Genomic DNA, 15244 nt, shown 5'->3' on the forward strand with positions numbered 1-15244 from the left:
TCACACCCATCTCGAGAACCAGATCCGGTCCAGCCACTCGCTGCTGGTCAGCAGACCGTTGGTCCAGATCGGCCAGAACCACGCGTAGTTGACCAGCACGAGCACGACGAACGCCCCACTGATGACCACGCCGATCGTGCGCCGGCTCGACGGCAGTCGGGACGGGCCGATCAGGGTGCCGATCGACAGCGTCAGGGCGATCACGATGAACGGCAGGATCGCGATGGCGTAGAAGTAGAAGATCGGCCGGTCGTCGTAGAGCATCCACGGCAGCCAGGTCGAGAGGGTCCCGACGACGGCGACGCCGTACCTCCAGTCCCGCGCGCCGATCCACATCACGACCGAGAACAGCAGGGCGATGCAGCCGCCCCACCAGATCATCGGGGTGCCGATCAGCAGCACCTGCCGGATGCAGTCGCTGCCCTCGGGCGCGTCGCAGTCCTCGTCGCGCGGGAGGTCCTGCTGGTCCGGTGGCAGCTCCCGGTCGGCCGGCTGGATGTCGTTCGTCACCGCGACGCCGACCGGTCGGTTGATGAGCAACCAGCTCGACGGCTTGGACTCGTAGGTGTGCTCGGAGCAGTCCAGGAAGTGCGTGTGGAACGTGTAGACGTCCTGGTGGTAGTACCAGAGGGATCGGAGCGACTGCCACGCTTCGCCGATCCCGCTAGCGTCCTTCTCGTCGGCGGTTGCCCACTTCTTGTTCTCGTCGAGGTTGGTCGCGATGTAGGAGTCCTCGTCCTCGGCGCAGTGCCCCTCGCCGGTGTACTGCCGGTACTGCGTGGAGCTGAGGTGCTCCTCGTACTCGCCGGCGTTGGCGAGCCACCCGCCCCACGTCGCGATGTAGACGAGGATCCCGACGATCACGATCTGGAAGAAGGCGGGCACGCCGTCGACGAGGGCGGACTTCACGACGGGCCAGCGGACGCCGAAGCTCCGACGGGCGCCCGCGCTCCAGATCCAGACCACCAGGCCGAACACCGCGAGCGGGTAGACCGCCGACCACTTGGTGCCGACCGCCAGCCCGAAGCAGATGCCGCCGGCGACCAGCCACGGCCGGAAGAGCACGGACGCCACCGGGCCCCACCCGACCATCGGCTCCTCGCCGCCCTCGGTGGTCGAGCCTGTCAAGACCCGACGGCCGAGCCGGCGCCGGAAGTGGTCGCGATCGGCGATCAGGCAATGGACCGCGCAGAGGATGAAGAACGCGACGAAGATGTCGAGCAGCGCCAGCCGCGAGAGCACGAAGTGCAGGCCGTCGAACATCAGCAGCAGGCCGCCGATGCACCCGAGCACGGTGGAGCCGGTCATCCGCCGCAGCAACCGGCACATCACCAGCACCATGAGGGCGCCGATGACGGCCGACGCGACCCGCCAGCCGGACGGGTCCATCCCGAACGCCTTCTCACCGAGCGCGATCAGCCACTTGCCGACCTCGGGGTGCACCGCCATCGACGGATCGCCCGTCCACACGTCGTGGACGTGACCGGCGAGGATGTCGTCGTCGATCTTGTTCTCGGTGTCGCCGTCGACGTCGGTCAGGTAGGTCTGCGCGTAGCCGTTGTTGAGCAGCGACCAGGCGTCCTTGGCGTAGTAGGTCTCGTCGAACGCGAACCGCTTCGGCGTACCGAGGTGGTACAGCCGCAGCCCGAACGCCAGCAACGTCACTGCGATCGGTGCCGCCCACCCGACCAAACGGTCGCTCAGGCGGAGCCCGGCCAGGTTTCCGCGTGCCCGTTCGGCCGCCGACGGCACCGGCCGGCCGTCGGCGGTCCGGGACAACCCGCTCCACCGCGTGACAGGCGGCTTCTCGTCGGTCGCGGTCACGAGCCAGAACTCTACGGTCTCCCCCCTCACGCCGACCCGGCTCATCTGTACGCCGACCCGGCTCGTTCAAACCAGCCGGGTCGGCGTACAGATGAGCCGGCTCGGCGGGGCTGACATGATCGAGTCGTGATTGCACCGGGACCTGGCGTGCTGGTGCTGGCGGCGACGCCGATCGGGAGGGTCTCCGATGCGCCACCGCGGCTGGCCGAGGAGCTTGCGGGGGCGGACGTCGTCGCCGCGGAGGACACCCGACGGCTGCGGCGGCTGGCGACCGACCTCGGCATCGAGGTGACCGGCCGGGTGGTCTCGTACTTCGAGGGCAACGAGTCGGCGCGTACGCCGCAGCTGCTCGAGGCGCTCGAGGCCGGCGAGCGGGTGGTGCTGGTGACGGATGCCGGCATGCCGTCGGTGTCGGACCCCGGGTACCGGCTGGTGGCAGCGGCGGTCGCGGCCGGCATCCACGTGACCGCGGTGCCCGGTCCGAGCGCGGTGCTGACGGCGCTCGCCGTGTCCGGCCTGCCGGTCGACCGGTTCTGCTTCGAGGGGTTCCTGCCGCGCAAGGGCGGCGAGCGCTCGCGACGGCTGGCGGAGCTCGCCGCCGAGCCGCGGACGATGGTGTTCTTCGAGGCCCCGCACCGCACCGGGGCCGCGCTGTCGGCGATGGCCGGTGCGTTCGGCGACGACCGGCCGGCGGCGGTGTGCCGCGAGCTGACCAAGACCTACGAGGAGGTACGGCGGGGGCCGGTCGGCGAGCTCGCCCAGTGGGCGGCCGAAGGTGTGCGCGGCGAGGTGACGATCGTGGTCGCCGGCGCCCCGCCCGTGGCCGCCGTCGACACCGATCCCGCTAGCCTGCGCTCCGCCGTCGACGCGCTCGTCGACGACGGGTTGAGCCGCAAGGAGGCGATCGTCGCGGTCGCCAAGCAGGCGGGCCTGCCCAAGCGTGACGTCTACCAGGTGGTGCACATTGATGACTGAAGAGCGGATCCGCGCAGTCGAGCGGGACGGGCTGGCGTTCGACGTGATCGACGCCGGTCCGGTCGACGGAGAGCCCGTCGTGCTCCTGCACGGCTGGCCGGAGCGCGCGACCAGCTGGCGGCACGTGACGCCGATCCTCAACGCCGCCGGCTACCGGACGCTCGCGATGGACCGGCGCGGGTTCGCGCCGCGTGCCCGCCCCCGACGGCGACGTGACTACCGGCTATCGCTGCTCGTCGACGACGTCGTCGCGCTCATCGACGAGGCAGGCGGCAGCGCTCACGTCGTCGGCCACGACTGGGGAGCGGCCGTCGCCTGGGCGGTCGCCGGCCTCCATCCGGACAAGGTGCGGACACTCACCGCGGTGTCCGTGGGCCACCCGGCCGCCTTCTTCAAGGCGATGGTGAAGTCCGACCAGCTGCGAAAGTCCTGGTACATGGCGGCGCTCGCCCTGCCCGTCCTGCCGGAGCTGACAATCCGGCGCTGGTCGGACTGGTTCGACCTCCAGCTGCTGAAGGGCGGCATGAGCCGCGAGGACGTCGCGCGGTTCCGGCGCGAGATCGTCGACGACGGCGCGCTGCCGACGTCGTTCGGCTGCTACCGCGGGATGCTCCTGACCGATCCGAGGATCGTCCGGTTCCGGGTCTCCGCGCCCACGACCATGGTCTGGAGCACCGGTGACGTGGCGCTCGGCCGGTGGGGTGCCGCGCACAGTGCGGAGTGGGTCGACGGTCCGTTCCGGCTGGTCGTCCTCGACGGCGTCTCGCACTGGGTCCCGACGGAGGTTCCCGACGTGCTCGCCGGCGCGATCCTCGAGCGGGTGGCCGGGTGACCGAGGCGCCCCACGACCTGCCGCCGGCGCCGGATCCGCTGCCGCACCCGGTCGTCGACAACCACTGCCACCTCGACATCGGCCGTGACGGTGAGCCGTGGGACGTCCGCGCGGCGATCGACGCGGCGACCGCCGTCGGCGTACGACGCATCGTGCAGATCGGCTGCGACCTGCGGCGCGCGACCTGGGCGGTCGAGGCGGCCCGGACCCATCCCGAGCTGGTCGCGGGCGTCGCGCTCCACCCCAACGAGGCGCCGCGCCTGGCCGCCGCCGGCGGGCTCGACGCGGCGCTGGAGGCGATCGCCGAGCTGGCCGCGGTCCATCCGCGGGTGCGGGCGGTGGGGGAGACCGGGCTCGACCACTACCGCACCGGCCCCGACGGGCGGGCGGCGCAGGTCGCGTCGTTCGCCGCCCACATCGACCTCGCCAAGCGGCTCGACAAGACGCTGGTGATCCACGACCGCGACGCCCACCAGGAGGTGCTGGACGTCCTCGACGCCGAGGGCGCGCCCGAACGCTGGGTGATGCACTGCTTCTCCGGCGACGCCGCGTTCGCCCGCGCGTGCCTGGACCGCGGCGCCTACCTGTCCTTCGCCGGGACGGTGACGTTCAAGAACGCCGCGCCGCTGCGCAACGCGCTGGTCGTCACTCCCCAGGACCGGGTGCTGGTCGAGACCGACGCGCCGTACCTCACGCCGCATCCCTACCGCGGCCGCACCAACGGCTCCTACCTGGTGCCGCTGACGGTGCGCGCCATGGCGGCGGAGCGCGGTGAGGACCTCGGTGACCTCTGCGCGGCGATCGACGCCAACACCGAACGAGCGTTCGGTGGCGCCTGGTGAACCCGAGCATCGTGCTAGCAATAGTTAGCAACTGAGTGTGACCAGTGGGGCAGAAGTGGTGTCGATCAGGTGAGTCGAGTCACGTCGTGAGCGTAAAAACTCGGCCGCCGGTTTGCATTCCGGTGCTTGCTCTTGTTCTGGTAGATGACAGAAAGCCGGGATCGGGCAGCACAACTCGGCCAGCATCGGGACCTGCCGCCGTACGTATGAGGTACGACGGAGCGCCACCTCCGTGGGGGAGAACACGCTGGAAGCCTGAGGCCCGGGGAGTACGACGTACGGAGAATCGTGCCCTCTGACGAGAGCCATACCCAGAACCTCCCGCCCGCGACCCCAGATTCAACCCCCGATTCGACCCAGCCTTCGCTGAAGACCCGCGCCGCCGCCCTGTTCGGTCGGGCCGGCCGCAGCAGGGTCGCCCTCATCGCCACCATCGCCGTGGTCGTCCTCGCCGTCAGCGGCGCGACGTTCGGCTACCGGGCGATGACGACCCCCGTGACCTTGTCGGTCGACGGGGAAGAGCGCCAGGTCCGCGCCTCCGGTGACACCGTCGGCGACGTCCTCGAGGACGAGGGCATCGAGCTGACCTCGCACGACGTGGTGCAGCCCGACGTCGACGAGGAGATCTCCGACGGGACCCGCATCGCGGTCCGGTTCGGTCGTGAGGTCGAGCTGACCGTCGACGGCAAGACCGACACCCACTGGGTGACCGCGACCGACGTCGACGGCGCCCTCAGCCAGATCGGCGCGCTCTACCGCGGCGCCCGGCTGTCGGCCAGCCGTGGCACCACGATCGACCGTGGTGGCCTCGAGCTCGAGGTCGTCACGCCCAAGACCCTCAAGGTCGAGCTCGCCGGGAAGAAGCCCAAGAAGGTCAGCGTGCCGGCGATGACCGTCAACGACGCGCTGCGCGCGCTCGACGTCAAGCTCGACAAGCGCGACCTCGTGTTCCCGAAGCGGGACGCCAAGATCGAGGATGGCGACCGGGTCCGCTGGGTCGACATCGAGGTCAAGACCAAGCGCGTGAAGGGTGAGTCCTTCTCCGCCGAGACGATCACCCGCGAGGACTCCTCGTCGCCCGAGGGCACCGAGACCGTCGTCCGTTCGGGCGAGGCCGGCATGCGCAACGTCGTCTACAAGATCCGGTACCGCAACGGCGACGAGGTCAAGCGCACCGTCGTCAGCACCAAGGTGACCGACGAGCCGGTCGCCGAGATCGTCGAGGTCGGCACCCAGGAGGTCGTCACCTCCAACTACGCCGGCGGCAGCAGCGTCTGGGACGCCCTGGCGCAGTGCGAGTCCGGCGGCAACTGGGCCATCAACACCGGCAACGGCTACTACGGCGGCCTGCAGTTCAACCTCGGCACCTGGCAGGCGTACGGCGGCTCCGGCTACCCGCACCAGAACAGCCGCGAGGCGCAGATCGCCGTGGCGGAGCGGCTCCGTGCGGCGACCGGTGGCTACGGCTCCTGGCCGCACTGCTCCGCGCAGCTCGGCCTGCCCCAGTAGTCGTGGTGCGTTGGCACTAGCCTCCATGGCATGAGCACTTCCGCCGGTCCGAAACTCCTCGGGCCGGCGGAAGTGCGTTCGCTGGCGGCGCGCCTCGACCTGCGGCCGACCAAGCAGCGCGGCCAGAACTTCGTCATCGACGCCAACACCGTGCGCCGGATCGTCCGCGAGTCCGGCGTGACGGCCGCGGACGTCGTGGTGGAGGTCGGACCCGGGCTCGGCTCGCTGACCCTGGCGTTGCTCGAGACCGCCGCATCGGTCACCGCGGTCGAGGTCGACCCCGTGCTCGCGGAGGCGCTGCCGGGCACGATCGCCGAGTACGCCCCCCAGCAGGCCGACCGGGTGCGCGTCGTACTCGCTGACGCGCTGCGGATCACCGAGCTCCCCGGGCCGCCGCCGACCGCACTGGTCGCGAACCTGCCCTACAACGTCTCGGTCCCGGTGCTGCTGCACCTGCTGGCGCTGCTGCCGTCGCTCGAGCACGGCCTGGTGATGGTGCAGTCCGAGGTCGCCGACCGGCTGGCGGCGCCGCCTGGCTCCCGGACGTACGGCGTGCCGTCGGTCAAGGCCGCCTGGTACGCCGACGTTCGACGCGCCGGGGCGATCGGGCGCAACGTGTTCTGGCCGGCGCCGAACGTTGACTCGGGCCTGGTCGCCTGGACCCGACGGGAGCCGCCGACGACCGCCGTCAGCCGCGAGCAGGTCTTCGCGGTCGTGGACGCCGCCTTCGCGCAGCGCCGCAAGATGCTGCGGGGTCTCCTGCGGGGCCTCGCCGGCTCGGCCGAGGCTGCCGAGGCGGTGTTGGTGGCCGCCGGCATCGATCCGCTCGCCCGCGGGGAGTCGCTGGGCATCTCTGATTTCGTCCGGATCGCCGAGGAGTTGGCAGGATCGGAGGCGTGAGCGCTGCACTCCTGCCGGACCCGATCTCGGTGACCGTGCGCGCGCCCGCCAAGATCAACATCTACCTCGGTGTCGGGAAGGTTCGTCCGGACGGCTTCCACCCGCTCGAGACCGTCTACCAGGCGGTGTCGCTCTACGACGACGTCACCGTGACCGACGCCGAGGAGTGGTCGGTCTCCACGATCGCCGACGGCGTCCACGTCGAGGTCCGGGAGGTTCCGGACGACGACTCGAACATCGCCATCCGGGCCGGCAAGGCGCTCGTCGCCCACCACCGTCTCGACGACCGCGCGGCCGCGATCCAGATCAACAAGGGCATCCCGGTCGCGGGCGGGATGGCTGGGGGGTCGGCCGACGCCGCCGCCACGCTGGTTGCACTCGACCGGCTGTGGAGCCTCGGTACCGCCGACGAGGAGCTCCTCGCGATCGGCGCCGAGCTGGGGTCGGACGTGCCGTTCGCACTCGTCGGTGGCACCGCGACCGGGACCGGCCGCGGCGAGGTGGTCACCCCGGTCGAGGACAACGGCAGCTGGTGGTGGGTCGTCGTCTTCAGCGACGACGGGTTGTCGACACCGTCGGTCTACGGCGCCTACGACCTGCTCGAGGGCGGCGATCACGACTACCGGATCCGCCCCCAGATGCTCGAGGCGCTGCGCGCTCCGGCCAACGGCGAGCACCTCCAGGTGTTCCTCTACAACGATCTCGAGGACGCCGCGTTCTACCTGCGGCCCGATCTCCAGGCGGTGGCCGAGGCCGCGCTCGAGTGCCAGGCGTCGTACGCGCTGCTGTCCGGCTCGGGTCCCACGATGCTGGCACTGGCAGCCGATGCCGACAGCGCCCGCGCCATCGCCGGCCGGCTCGCGGAGCGCGGCTACGACCGGACCGCCGTCGTGCACGGCCCGGTCGCGGGCGCGCACGTGGTGGCGTACGGATGAGCAACCTCCTCAACCTGGAGCGGGTCTCCAAGTCCTACGGCGTGCGCCCGCTCCTCACCGACGTCTCCCTCGGCATCGGCGCGGGTGAGCGGATCGGCATCGTCGGCCGCAACGGCGACGGCAAGACCACGCTGCTGCGGGTGATGACCGGCGAGGAGGAACCCGACGAGGGCCGGGTGTCGCGGCAGCGGGGACTGCCGATCGGCTACCTGCGCCAGACCGACGACTTCTCCGACACCCACACCGTCCGGGAGGTCGTGCTCGGCGGACGGTCCGACCACGAGTGGGCCGCCGACGCGTCCCTCCGGGAGATCGTCACGGTGCTGCTGGCCGGAGTCGAGCTCGACCGGGCGGTCGCCGGGCTGTCCGGTGGCGAGCGACGGCGCTGCGGCCTGGCCGGACTGCTCATCGGCGACCACGACCTGATCGTCCTCGACGAGCCCACCAACCACCTCGACGTCGAGGCCGTCGCCTGGCTCGCCACACACCTGGCCGCCCGGCCGTCGGCGCTGGTCGTGGTCACCCACGACCGGTGGTTCCTCGACGCGGTCTGCCAGCAGACGTGGGAGGTGCACGACGGGGTCGTCGACACCTACGAAGGTGGCTACGCGGCGTTCGTGCTCGCGAAGGCAGAACGGCTGCGGCAGGCGGCCGCGTCAGAGGTACGGCGGCAGAACCTGGTCCGCAAGGAGCTCGCCTGGCTGCGCCGCGGTCCGCCGGCCCGGACCTCCAAGCCGAAGTTCCGGATCGACGCGGCCAACGTGCTGATCGAGGACGTCCCGCCGCCGCGCGACCGGCTCGAGCTGCAGCGGTTCGCGACCCAGCGGCTCGGCAAGGACGTCATCGACATCGAGGACGTCGACCTCGCCCGCGGCGATCGCGTGCTGCTCGAGCGCGCGACCTGGCGCCTGGGACCGGGCGATCGCGTGGGCATCGTCGGGGTCAACGGCGCCGGGAAGACGTCGGTGCTGTCGCTCATCTCCGGCGAGCTGGCGCCGCAGCAGGGGCGGGTACGGCGGGGGCGCACCGTCGTACTCGAGCACCTGACGCAGGCCCTGGAGTTCGACAACCCGGAAGGGCGGGTGCTCGACACCGTCGAGTCGATCCGGCGGGTGACCCGGACTCTCGACGGCGAGATCTCCGCGAGCGCCCTGCTCGAGCGGTTCGGCTTCACCGGCGACAAGCTCACCGCGCGCCTCGGCGACCTGTCCGGCGGTGAGCGGCGCCGGTTCCAGCTGCTGCGGCTGCTGCTGACCGAGCCCAACGTGCTGCTGCTCGACGAGCCCACCAACGACCTCGACATCGAGACCCTCAACGTCCTCGAGGACTTCCTCGACGGCTGGCCCGGCACCCTCGTCGTCGTCTCCCACGACCGCTACTTCCTCGAGCGGGTCACCGACTCGGTCTGGGCACTGCTCGGCGACGGCCAGATCTCGATGCTGCCCCGTGGTGTCGACGAGTACCTCGAGCGTCGGTCAAGCGAGCAGCAGGCCGCGAGGAACGAGCGGACTGCGTCGCGAGACGAGGTTGAGCAAGCCCCGCGACCGAGGGACGAGGTCGCGACGGGCGCGTCGAAACCCGGTGACCTACCCCTCCCACCTCAACCCAGGGTTAAGCCAGGCTCGGCCGAGGAGCGTACGGCGCGCAAGGCCCTGGCCCGTCTCGACAAGCAGCTGGTGCGCCTGGCCGCCCGTGAGGCCGAGCTGACCGAGGCCCTGGCGGCGCACGCGAGCGATCCCGAGCGCCTGGCCGAGCTGGGAAAGGACCTGGCGGGATTGCTGGCCGAGAAGCAGGCGGTCGAGCTGGAGTGGCTCGAGGCCGCCGAGGTCCTGGAGTGACGCTCTACCTGGTCCGGCACGGCCGGCCGCTGATCGACCGCGCCCGTCCGGCGGCGGAGTGGGAGCTCGACCCGGCGGGGTTCGACGACGTGTGGGCGCTCCGGGAGTCGGGCCGGCTTCCCGCTCGCGCTGCGTGGTTCACCTCGCCGGAGCCCAAGGCGATCGCGACCGCCCAGCTGCTCACCGAGGGCGAGGTCGGCATCGTGGACGGCCTCCGCGAGCACGTCCGCGAATCGGCCGCGTGGATCGCCGACTTCGCCGGCACGGTGCGGCGCGCGTTCGACCAGCCGGACGCCCCGGCGTACGACGGCTGGGAACCCCTCTCGGTCTGCCGCGACCGCGTCACCGCCACCGTCCGCGGCCTCGTGGCCGACCACCCCGAGACCGACCTGGTGCTCGTCGGGCACGGCACCGCCTGGACCCTCCTTGTCGCCGAGCTCACGGGCGCTCCGCCCGACCTCGACCGCTGGCGTGATCTGGCGATGCCGGACCTGATCGTCGTCTGATCGGTCAGTCGGCGGCGAACGGAACCAGCAGCCGTCGCAGCAACCCCGCCAGCACCTTCTGGTCGGCGGCGGGCAGGTCGGCGAGGAGCTCCCGCTCGGCGTCGAGCAGGGCGGTGAAGGCACCGTCGACCGCGTCCTTGCCGTCCGGCGTGAGCCGGACCAGGACGCCGCGGCGGTCGGAGGGGTCGGGGTGCCGCTCGACCAGGCCGCGGGACGCGAGCCGGTCGACGCGGTTGGTCATGGTTCCGCTGGTCACCAGGGTCTCGCGCAGCAGCCGCCCCGGCGAGAGCTCGTACGGCGCCCCGGCCCTCCGGAGCGCAGCCAGCACGTCGAACTCCCACGGCTCGATGTCGTGGGCCGTGAACGCCTGCCGGCGGGCCCGGTCGACGTGGTGGCCGAGCCGGGAGATCCGGCTGAAGACGGCGACCGGCCCGAGGTCGAGGTCGGCCCGCTCGCGCGCCCACGCGTCGAGCAGCTCGTCGACCTCGTCCCGTGCGACCATGCCCGTACTTTACCGCCAGTCGAGAATCTTGACGTCAAGATAAAGTGATCCTAGGGTGGAGCCGTGGACCAGCTCACCACCGACCTCGACCAGCTCGCGATGGTCTCCCTCACCTGGGGCCCCGCCACCGATCCGGCTGCGCCCCTCGCCCTGCTCCTGCACGGCTTCCCCGACACCGCCCACACCTGGCGCCACCTCGGTCCCGAGCTCGCCGCCGCGGGCTACCGGGTGGTCGCGCCGTTCACCCGCGGCTACGGGCAGAGCGGCTTCCCCGCCGACGGCAGCTACCACGTGCCGGCGCTGATGAGCGACGCGCTCGAGCTGCACGCCGCGCTCGACGGGGACACGCGCGCCGTGCTCGTCGGGCACGACTGGGGTGCCATCACCGCCAACGGGATCGCCGCCTTCGACGGGAGCCCGTTCCGTCGCGTGGTGTCGATGGCGGTGCCGCCGTTCTCGGCGATGAACCCCAGCCGCGGGTCGATCGGGTCGTGGGCGAGGATCCTGCCGCGGCAGGCGCGGATGAGCTGGTACACGGTCTTCAACCAGCTGCCCGCCCTCCCGGAGCGTAGGTTCGACAAGCTGGTCGCGCACCTGTGGCGCCGGTGGTCGCCCGGGTACGACGCCACGGCGGACCTCGCCCACCTCGCCGTCTCCCTCGCCACGACCGAGCGCAAGGCGGCGGCGATCGGCTACTACCGCGCCAACACGCGTCCATGGCAGACGCCCGAGCGCTACCGCCACCTCGGCGGGGCGGCGACCGGCGCCCCGCGCGCACCGGTCCTCTACCTCCAGGGTGCCGACGACGGCTGCCTCGATCCCCGGTGGGCGGCGCAGGTCAACGGCAGGCTCCCGCACGGCGGACGGGTCGCGCTGGTCACCGGCGCCGGCCACTTCCTCCAGCTCGAGCGGCCCGACGTGGTCAATGCCCGGGTCCTGGAGTTCTTGGCGGAGGAGGCACCGTGACGCACACCTGGGACCCCGACCGCTACCTCGCGTACGCCGACGAGCGCGGCCGGCCGTTCGTCGACCTGATCACGCGCATCGGCGCCGCCGATCCCGCCACGGTCGTCGACCTCGGGTGCGGTCCCGGCAACCTGACCGCGTTGCTCGCGGAGCGCTGGCCGGACGCCGCGGTCTCCGGCGTCGACAGCAGCGCCGAGATGATCACCGCGGCCCGGGCGAGCGGTGCAGCGGCCACGTTCGAGGTCGGCGACGTCCGCGACTGGGGTCTCGATACGCCCTCGCCTAGCGGCTCGGGCTACTCGACCGGCGGAGAGGACGGGGTCGACGTGCTCGTCTCGAACGCCACCCTCCAATGGCTGCCCGATCATCTCGAGCTGCTGCCGCGCCTGGTGGCGCAGGTGCGGCCCGGCGGGTGGTTGGCGTTCCAGGTGCCCGGGAACTTCGACGAGCCCAGCCACACTCTCCGCACCGAGCTCGCCGCCGAGTCGCCGTACGCCGACCACACCGCGGGCGCCGCCGTACCTTCCTCGTACGACGCCGCCACCTACCTCCGCGCGCTCCAAGAGCTCGGCTGCGACGTCGATGCCTGGGAGACGACCTACCTCCATGTCCTCCACGGCAAGGACCCCGTCTTCACGTGGGTCTCCGGCACCGGCGCCCGGCCGACGCTGCAGGCGCTGCCCGACGCCCTGCGGCCGCGGTTCGAGGCGGAGTTCAAGCGTCGGCTGCGCGACGCGTACCCCGACCACGGCCACGGCGTGGTGTTGCCGTTCCGCCGGATCTTCGTCGTCGCTCGCGTCCCGGCGGGCCCGACGAGTGGCGGTCCCGCATGATGCTCCACCACGTCCAGGTCGCCTGTCCGGTGGGCGGCGAGGGCGCCGCGCGACGGTTCTACGCCGACGGCCTGGGGATGACCGAGGTCGACAAGCCGGAGGCGCTGGCGGCGCGCGGCGGCGCCTGGTTCAGGTCGTACGACGTCGGCGGCGGCGTCACCGCGGAGATCCACGTCGGCGTCGAGGACCCCTTCACGCCGGCCCGCAAGGCCCACCCCGCGTTGCTGCTGCCCGGCGTCGACGACCTGGAGGCCACCGGCACCCGGCTGGCGTCCCTCGGGTTCGACGTCGACTGGCGCGAACGATCGAGCTTCCCCGGACACCAGCGCTTCCACGTCTTCGACGGCGCCGGCAACCGGGTCGAGGTGATGGCGCCGCGCTCCTGAGCGCCAGGTCCAGCCTGGGCTCAGGCACGCTGCCGCCGAGGGCCAGATCGCGGTCACAGGCGTTGGAGCCGCCTATGTTCGTCGATCACTTTGCTAACGCTCGTTAGCGACGCTCGTCGCCAGAGTAGATCCAAACCGGCGAAGGTAATCGCGTTTTCGCCGAGATGAACCGATTTTTACTTCCCAAGTCCGGGGTCAATGCCGAAATCGGCAACTGAATCCGTTGCTAACAACAAGTTAGCACGACGAAATCGGAGCAAGCACGGCGGGCGCTCCGTGAGCGGCGTCTCGCCGGCGGGGGTTGTGACCACTTGTTACTGACGAGTAATGTAATCGCCATGAGCCAGGTCCACAGCCTTTGGAAGACCGCCTCCGGCCTGCCGGTCGTGGGTGGCGTCGTCGGCAAGCGGGCGTTCTCGATCGCCTTCGCCCAGAAGGCGCCGTACTTCGCCTCGATCCACCCGCGGTTCACCGTCGTCGAGCCCAACCACGTGGAGCTCGTGATCCCGAAGCGCCGCAGCGTCCAGAACCACATCGGCACCTTGCACGCCATCGCGCTGTGCAACGGCCTGGAGGCGGCGATGGGCGCGCTGGCCGAGGTGACCATCCCCAAGGACAAGCGCTGGATCCCCAAGGGCATGGAGGTCTCCTATACCGCCAAGGCGACCAGCGACATCACCTGCGTCGCCGAGACCGACCAGGCCCAGTGGGACACCGCCGACGGCGACCTCCCGGTCCGGGTCAGGGGCGTGCGCGACGACGGCACGGTCGTCATCGAGGGCGAGATCCGGCTCTGGGTCACCCCGAAGAGCAAGGACTGAGCTCAGAGCGTCGGCAGCTGCTTCGGGTCCGCCTCGCCGACCATCGGTACCTCGAGCACCTTCTTCTCGCCGACGAACTTCTTCTGCACCCACGTCGCGACCGCGGTGAGGATCAGGTTGAGCACGATGTAGATCAGCGCCACCACGAACACGGTGGGGATCTGGTTCTGCGCGAAGTCGGCGTTGCTGTAGATCAGCCGGGCGACGTAGGTCAGGCCGGGAGCCAGTACGACATACCCGAGCGCGGTGTCCTTCAGCGCGACCACGCACTGGCTGATCAAGGCAGGCAGCATGATCTTCACGGCCTGCGGCAGCTGGATCGCGAGCATCACCTGGGTCTTGCGAAGGCCGACGGCGTACGCCGCCTCCACCTGCCCCTTCGGCACCGCGTTGACGCCGGCCCGGAAGACCTCGGCCAGCACCGCGCCGTTGTAGAGCATGAGGGCGAGGACGACCGCCCAGTACGGCGAGGACTCCTTGTCGGTGCCGAGCAGGTTCCAGATGAAGATCATGCTGAGGAGCACCGGCACCGCCCGCCAGAACTCGACCAGAGCCCAGCTCGGCCGCCGCACCCACCAGTGCTCGGACAGCTTGCCAACCCCGAGGAGCACCCCGAAGCCGACCGCCAGGAGGATCGCCGAGAACGCCATCTTGAGCGTCTCCAGCACGCCGTCGACCAGCAGCGCCTCGATGTAGACCGGGCTGACGAAAGGCTCCCACTTCTGGTACTCGAACTGACCGTTCTGCTCGAGCCGGATCACGGCATAGGCGACTGCGCCGGCCAGCAGCACGGCGGCGGCGACGGTGTACACGCGCTGGCGCGCGACCGCCCGTGGCCCGGGGACGTCGAAGAGGACACTGCCGCTCATGTGATGCGCACCCGCCGTTCGAGCCGGTGCGCAACGAACGAGACCACTTCGACGAGGATCACGAAGATCAGCGCGAAACCGATGAACAGGGTCCACAGCTCGGCGGGATTGTTCTTGATGAGGAGCCTCATCCGGATGAAGGCCTCGGCGACGCCGAGCGCTCCCGCGACCGTGGTGTTCTTGAGGAGCGCGATCTGCACGTTCGCGAGCGGTGGGATCGTCGCGCGGAAGGCCTGGGGAAGGACGACCTGGGTCATCACGCCGGCGAACGGAAGCCCGATCGCCCGGGCCGCCTCCGCCTGGCCGAGGGCCACGGCGTTGACCCCCGAGCGGAGCGCCTCGCACACGAAGGCGGCGGTGTAGACGGTGAGTCCCACCACGCACGCGGCAAAGATGTTGTTCAAACGGATGTCGCCCACGGCGGTCGGGATCACGATGTCCACGAAGTTGAACTTGAGGTCGATCTTCGGCGCCGCGAGCCGGAAGAAGATGATCACGATGACCAGCGGCGTGTTCCGGACGATGTGGACGTAACCGGCGCCTGCCCACCGCAGCACCGGGATCGGACCGACCCGCATCGCCGCGAGCACCGTTCCGAGGATCATCGACCCGATCCCGGCGAGGACGAACAGGAGCACCGTGTAGGCGAACGCGAGCGCGATCGCCTCACGGTGCTCCCAGAAGAGGTCCACTTCTTGCTATGCCC

At 70.8% G+C, this 15244-nt stretch carries 16 protein-coding genes; 12 read left to right on the top strand and 4 right to left on the bottom strand.

Annotated elements, in window-relative coordinates; translation table 11 throughout:
• Complete coding sequence (locus SHK19_RS02970) at window positions 1-1824, bottom strand: dolichyl-phosphate-mannose--protein mannosyltransferase (protein ID WP_322937797.1); 1824 nt, start codon at window positions 1822-1824, stop codon at window positions 1-3.
• Window positions 1825-1950: 126 nt separating this feature from the next.
• Between SHK19_RS02970 and rsmI the strand changes: the two genes are divergently transcribed.
• From rsmI to SHK19_RS03010, 8 genes are all read left to right on the top strand, one after another.
• Window positions 1951-2799 (top strand): 16S rRNA (cytidine(1402)-2'-O)-methyltransferase, encoded by an 849-nt coding sequence (gene rsmI / locus SHK19_RS02975; protein ID WP_322456999.1) that lies wholly within the window; start codon window positions 1951-1953, stop codon window positions 2797-2799.
• Complete coding sequence (locus tag SHK19_RS02980; RefSeq protein WP_322456998.1) at window positions 2792-3631, top strand: alpha/beta fold hydrolase; 840 nt, start codon at window positions 2792-2794, stop codon at window positions 3629-3631. Before rsmI ends, SHK19_RS02980 begins: the two co-directional genes overlap by 8 nt.
• Window positions 3628-4473, top strand: a complete 846-nt coding sequence (locus SHK19_RS02985; RefSeq protein WP_322937798.1) for a TatD family hydrolase — start codon at window positions 3628-3630, stop codon at window positions 4471-4473. Before SHK19_RS02980 ends, SHK19_RS02985 begins: the two co-directional genes overlap by 4 nt.
• Before the next feature lie 288 nt (window positions 4474-4761).
• Window positions 4762-5982 (top strand): transglycosylase family protein, encoded by a 1221-nt coding sequence (locus SHK19_RS02990; RefSeq protein ID WP_322456996.1) that lies wholly within the window; start codon window positions 4762-4764, stop codon window positions 5980-5982.
• 30 nt (window positions 5983-6012) lie between these two features.
• Window positions 6013-6882 (top strand): 16S rRNA (adenine(1518)-N(6)/adenine(1519)-N(6))-dimethyltransferase RsmA, encoded by an 870-nt coding sequence (gene rsmA, locus SHK19_RS02995; protein WP_322456995.1) that lies wholly within the window; start codon window positions 6013-6015, stop codon window positions 6880-6882.
• On the top strand, window positions 6879-7817 hold the full coding sequence (locus SHK19_RS03000; protein ID WP_322456994.1) for a 4-(cytidine 5'-diphospho)-2-C-methyl-D-erythritol kinase: 939 nt from the start codon (window positions 6879-6881) through the stop codon (window positions 7815-7817). The genes rsmA and SHK19_RS03000 overlap by 4 nt, the downstream gene beginning before the upstream one ends.
• Window positions 7814-9655: an ABC-F family ATP-binding cassette domain-containing protein gene (locus SHK19_RS03005; RefSeq protein ID WP_322937799.1), complete on the top strand. Its 1842-nt coding sequence runs from the start codon at window positions 7814-7816 to the stop codon at window positions 9653-9655. Before SHK19_RS03000 ends, SHK19_RS03005 begins: the two co-directional genes overlap by 4 nt.
• The gene (locus SHK19_RS03010; protein WP_322937800.1) at window positions 9652-10161 is read left to right on the top strand and encodes a histidine phosphatase family protein; all 510 of its coding nucleotides are present in this window, start codon (window positions 9652-9654) and stop codon (window positions 10159-10161) included. Before SHK19_RS03005 ends, SHK19_RS03010 begins: the two co-directional genes overlap by 4 nt.
• Before the next feature lie 4 nt (window positions 10162-10165).
• Here SHK19_RS03010 and SHK19_RS03015 read toward each other — a convergent pair whose 3' ends face one another.
• Window positions 10166-10663, bottom strand: a complete 498-nt coding sequence (locus tag SHK19_RS03015) for a MarR family winged helix-turn-helix transcriptional regulator (RefSeq protein ID WP_322456991.1) — start codon at window positions 10661-10663, stop codon at window positions 10166-10168.
• Window positions 10664-10726: 63 nt separating this feature from the next.
• Between SHK19_RS03015 and SHK19_RS03020 the strand changes: the two genes are divergently transcribed.
• The 4 genes from SHK19_RS03020 (at window position 10727) to SHK19_RS03035 (ending at window position 13669) form a co-directional block, all read left to right on the top strand.
• Complete coding sequence (locus SHK19_RS03020; RefSeq protein WP_322937801.1) at window positions 10727-11629, top strand: alpha/beta fold hydrolase; 903 nt, start codon at window positions 10727-10729, stop codon at window positions 11627-11629.
• Entirely contained in the window at window positions 11626-12462 is an 837-nt protein-coding gene (locus tag SHK19_RS03025) for a methyltransferase domain-containing protein (protein WP_322937802.1), read from the top strand. The genes SHK19_RS03020 and SHK19_RS03025 overlap by 4 nt, the downstream gene beginning before the upstream one ends.
• Window positions 12459-12848 (top strand): VOC family protein, encoded by a 390-nt coding sequence (locus tag SHK19_RS03030; RefSeq protein ID WP_322456988.1) that lies wholly within the window; start codon window positions 12459-12461, stop codon window positions 12846-12848. The genes SHK19_RS03025 and SHK19_RS03030 overlap by 4 nt, the downstream gene beginning before the upstream one ends.
• Before the next feature lie 338 nt (window positions 12849-13186).
• Window positions 13187-13669 (top strand): hotdog fold domain-containing protein, encoded by a 483-nt coding sequence (locus SHK19_RS03035; protein ID WP_322937803.1) that lies wholly within the window; start codon window positions 13187-13189, stop codon window positions 13667-13669.
• A gap of 2 nt (window positions 13670-13671) precedes the next feature.
• On the opposite strand, the gene SHK19_RS03040 is transcribed toward SHK19_RS03035, so the two are convergent.
• Window positions 13672-14538, bottom strand: a complete 867-nt coding sequence (locus SHK19_RS03040; RefSeq protein ID WP_322456986.1) for an amino acid ABC transporter permease — start codon at window positions 14536-14538, stop codon at window positions 13672-13674.
• Window positions 14535-15230, bottom strand: a complete 696-nt coding sequence (locus SHK19_RS03045) for an amino acid ABC transporter permease (RefSeq protein WP_322456985.1) — start codon at window positions 15228-15230, stop codon at window positions 14535-14537. Before SHK19_RS03045 ends, SHK19_RS03040 begins: the two co-directional genes overlap by 4 nt.
• Window positions 15231-15244 lie beyond the last annotated feature (14 nt).

It is taken from the genome of Nocardioides bizhenqiangii (genome assembly GCF_034661235.1).
In the GTDB taxonomy this organism is placed as follows: domain Bacteria; phylum Actinomycetota; class Actinomycetes; order Propionibacteriales; family Nocardioidaceae; genus Nocardioides; species Nocardioides bizhenqiangii.

Coding starts and splice junctions, on each gene's coding strand:
- SHK19_RS03030 (WP_322456988.1), top strand. CDS start 12,459: ATGATGCTCCACCACGTCCAGGTCGCCTGTCCGGTGGGCGGCGAGGGC.
- SHK19_RS03015 (WP_322456991.1), bottom strand. CDS start 10,663: ATGGTCGCACGGGACGAGGTCGACGAGCTGCTCGACGCGTGGGCGCGC.
- SHK19_RS03005 (WP_322937799.1), top strand. CDS start 7,814: ATGAGCAACCTCCTCAACCTGGAGCGGGTCTCCAAGTCCTACGGCGTG.
- SHK19_RS02980 (WP_322456998.1), top strand. CDS start 2,792: ATGACTGAAGAGCGGATCCGCGCAGTCGAGCGGGACGGGCTGGCGTTC.
- SHK19_RS03040 (WP_322456986.1), bottom strand. CDS start 14,538: ATGAGCGGCAGTGTCCTCTTCGACGTCCCCGGGCCACGGGCGGTCGCG.
- SHK19_RS03035 (WP_322937803.1), top strand. CDS start 13,187: ATGAGCCAGGTCCACAGCCTTTGGAAGACCGCCTCCGGCCTGCCGGTC.
- rsmA (WP_322456995.1), top strand. CDS start 6,013: ATGAGCACTTCCGCCGGTCCGAAACTCCTCGGGCCGGCGGAAGTGCGT.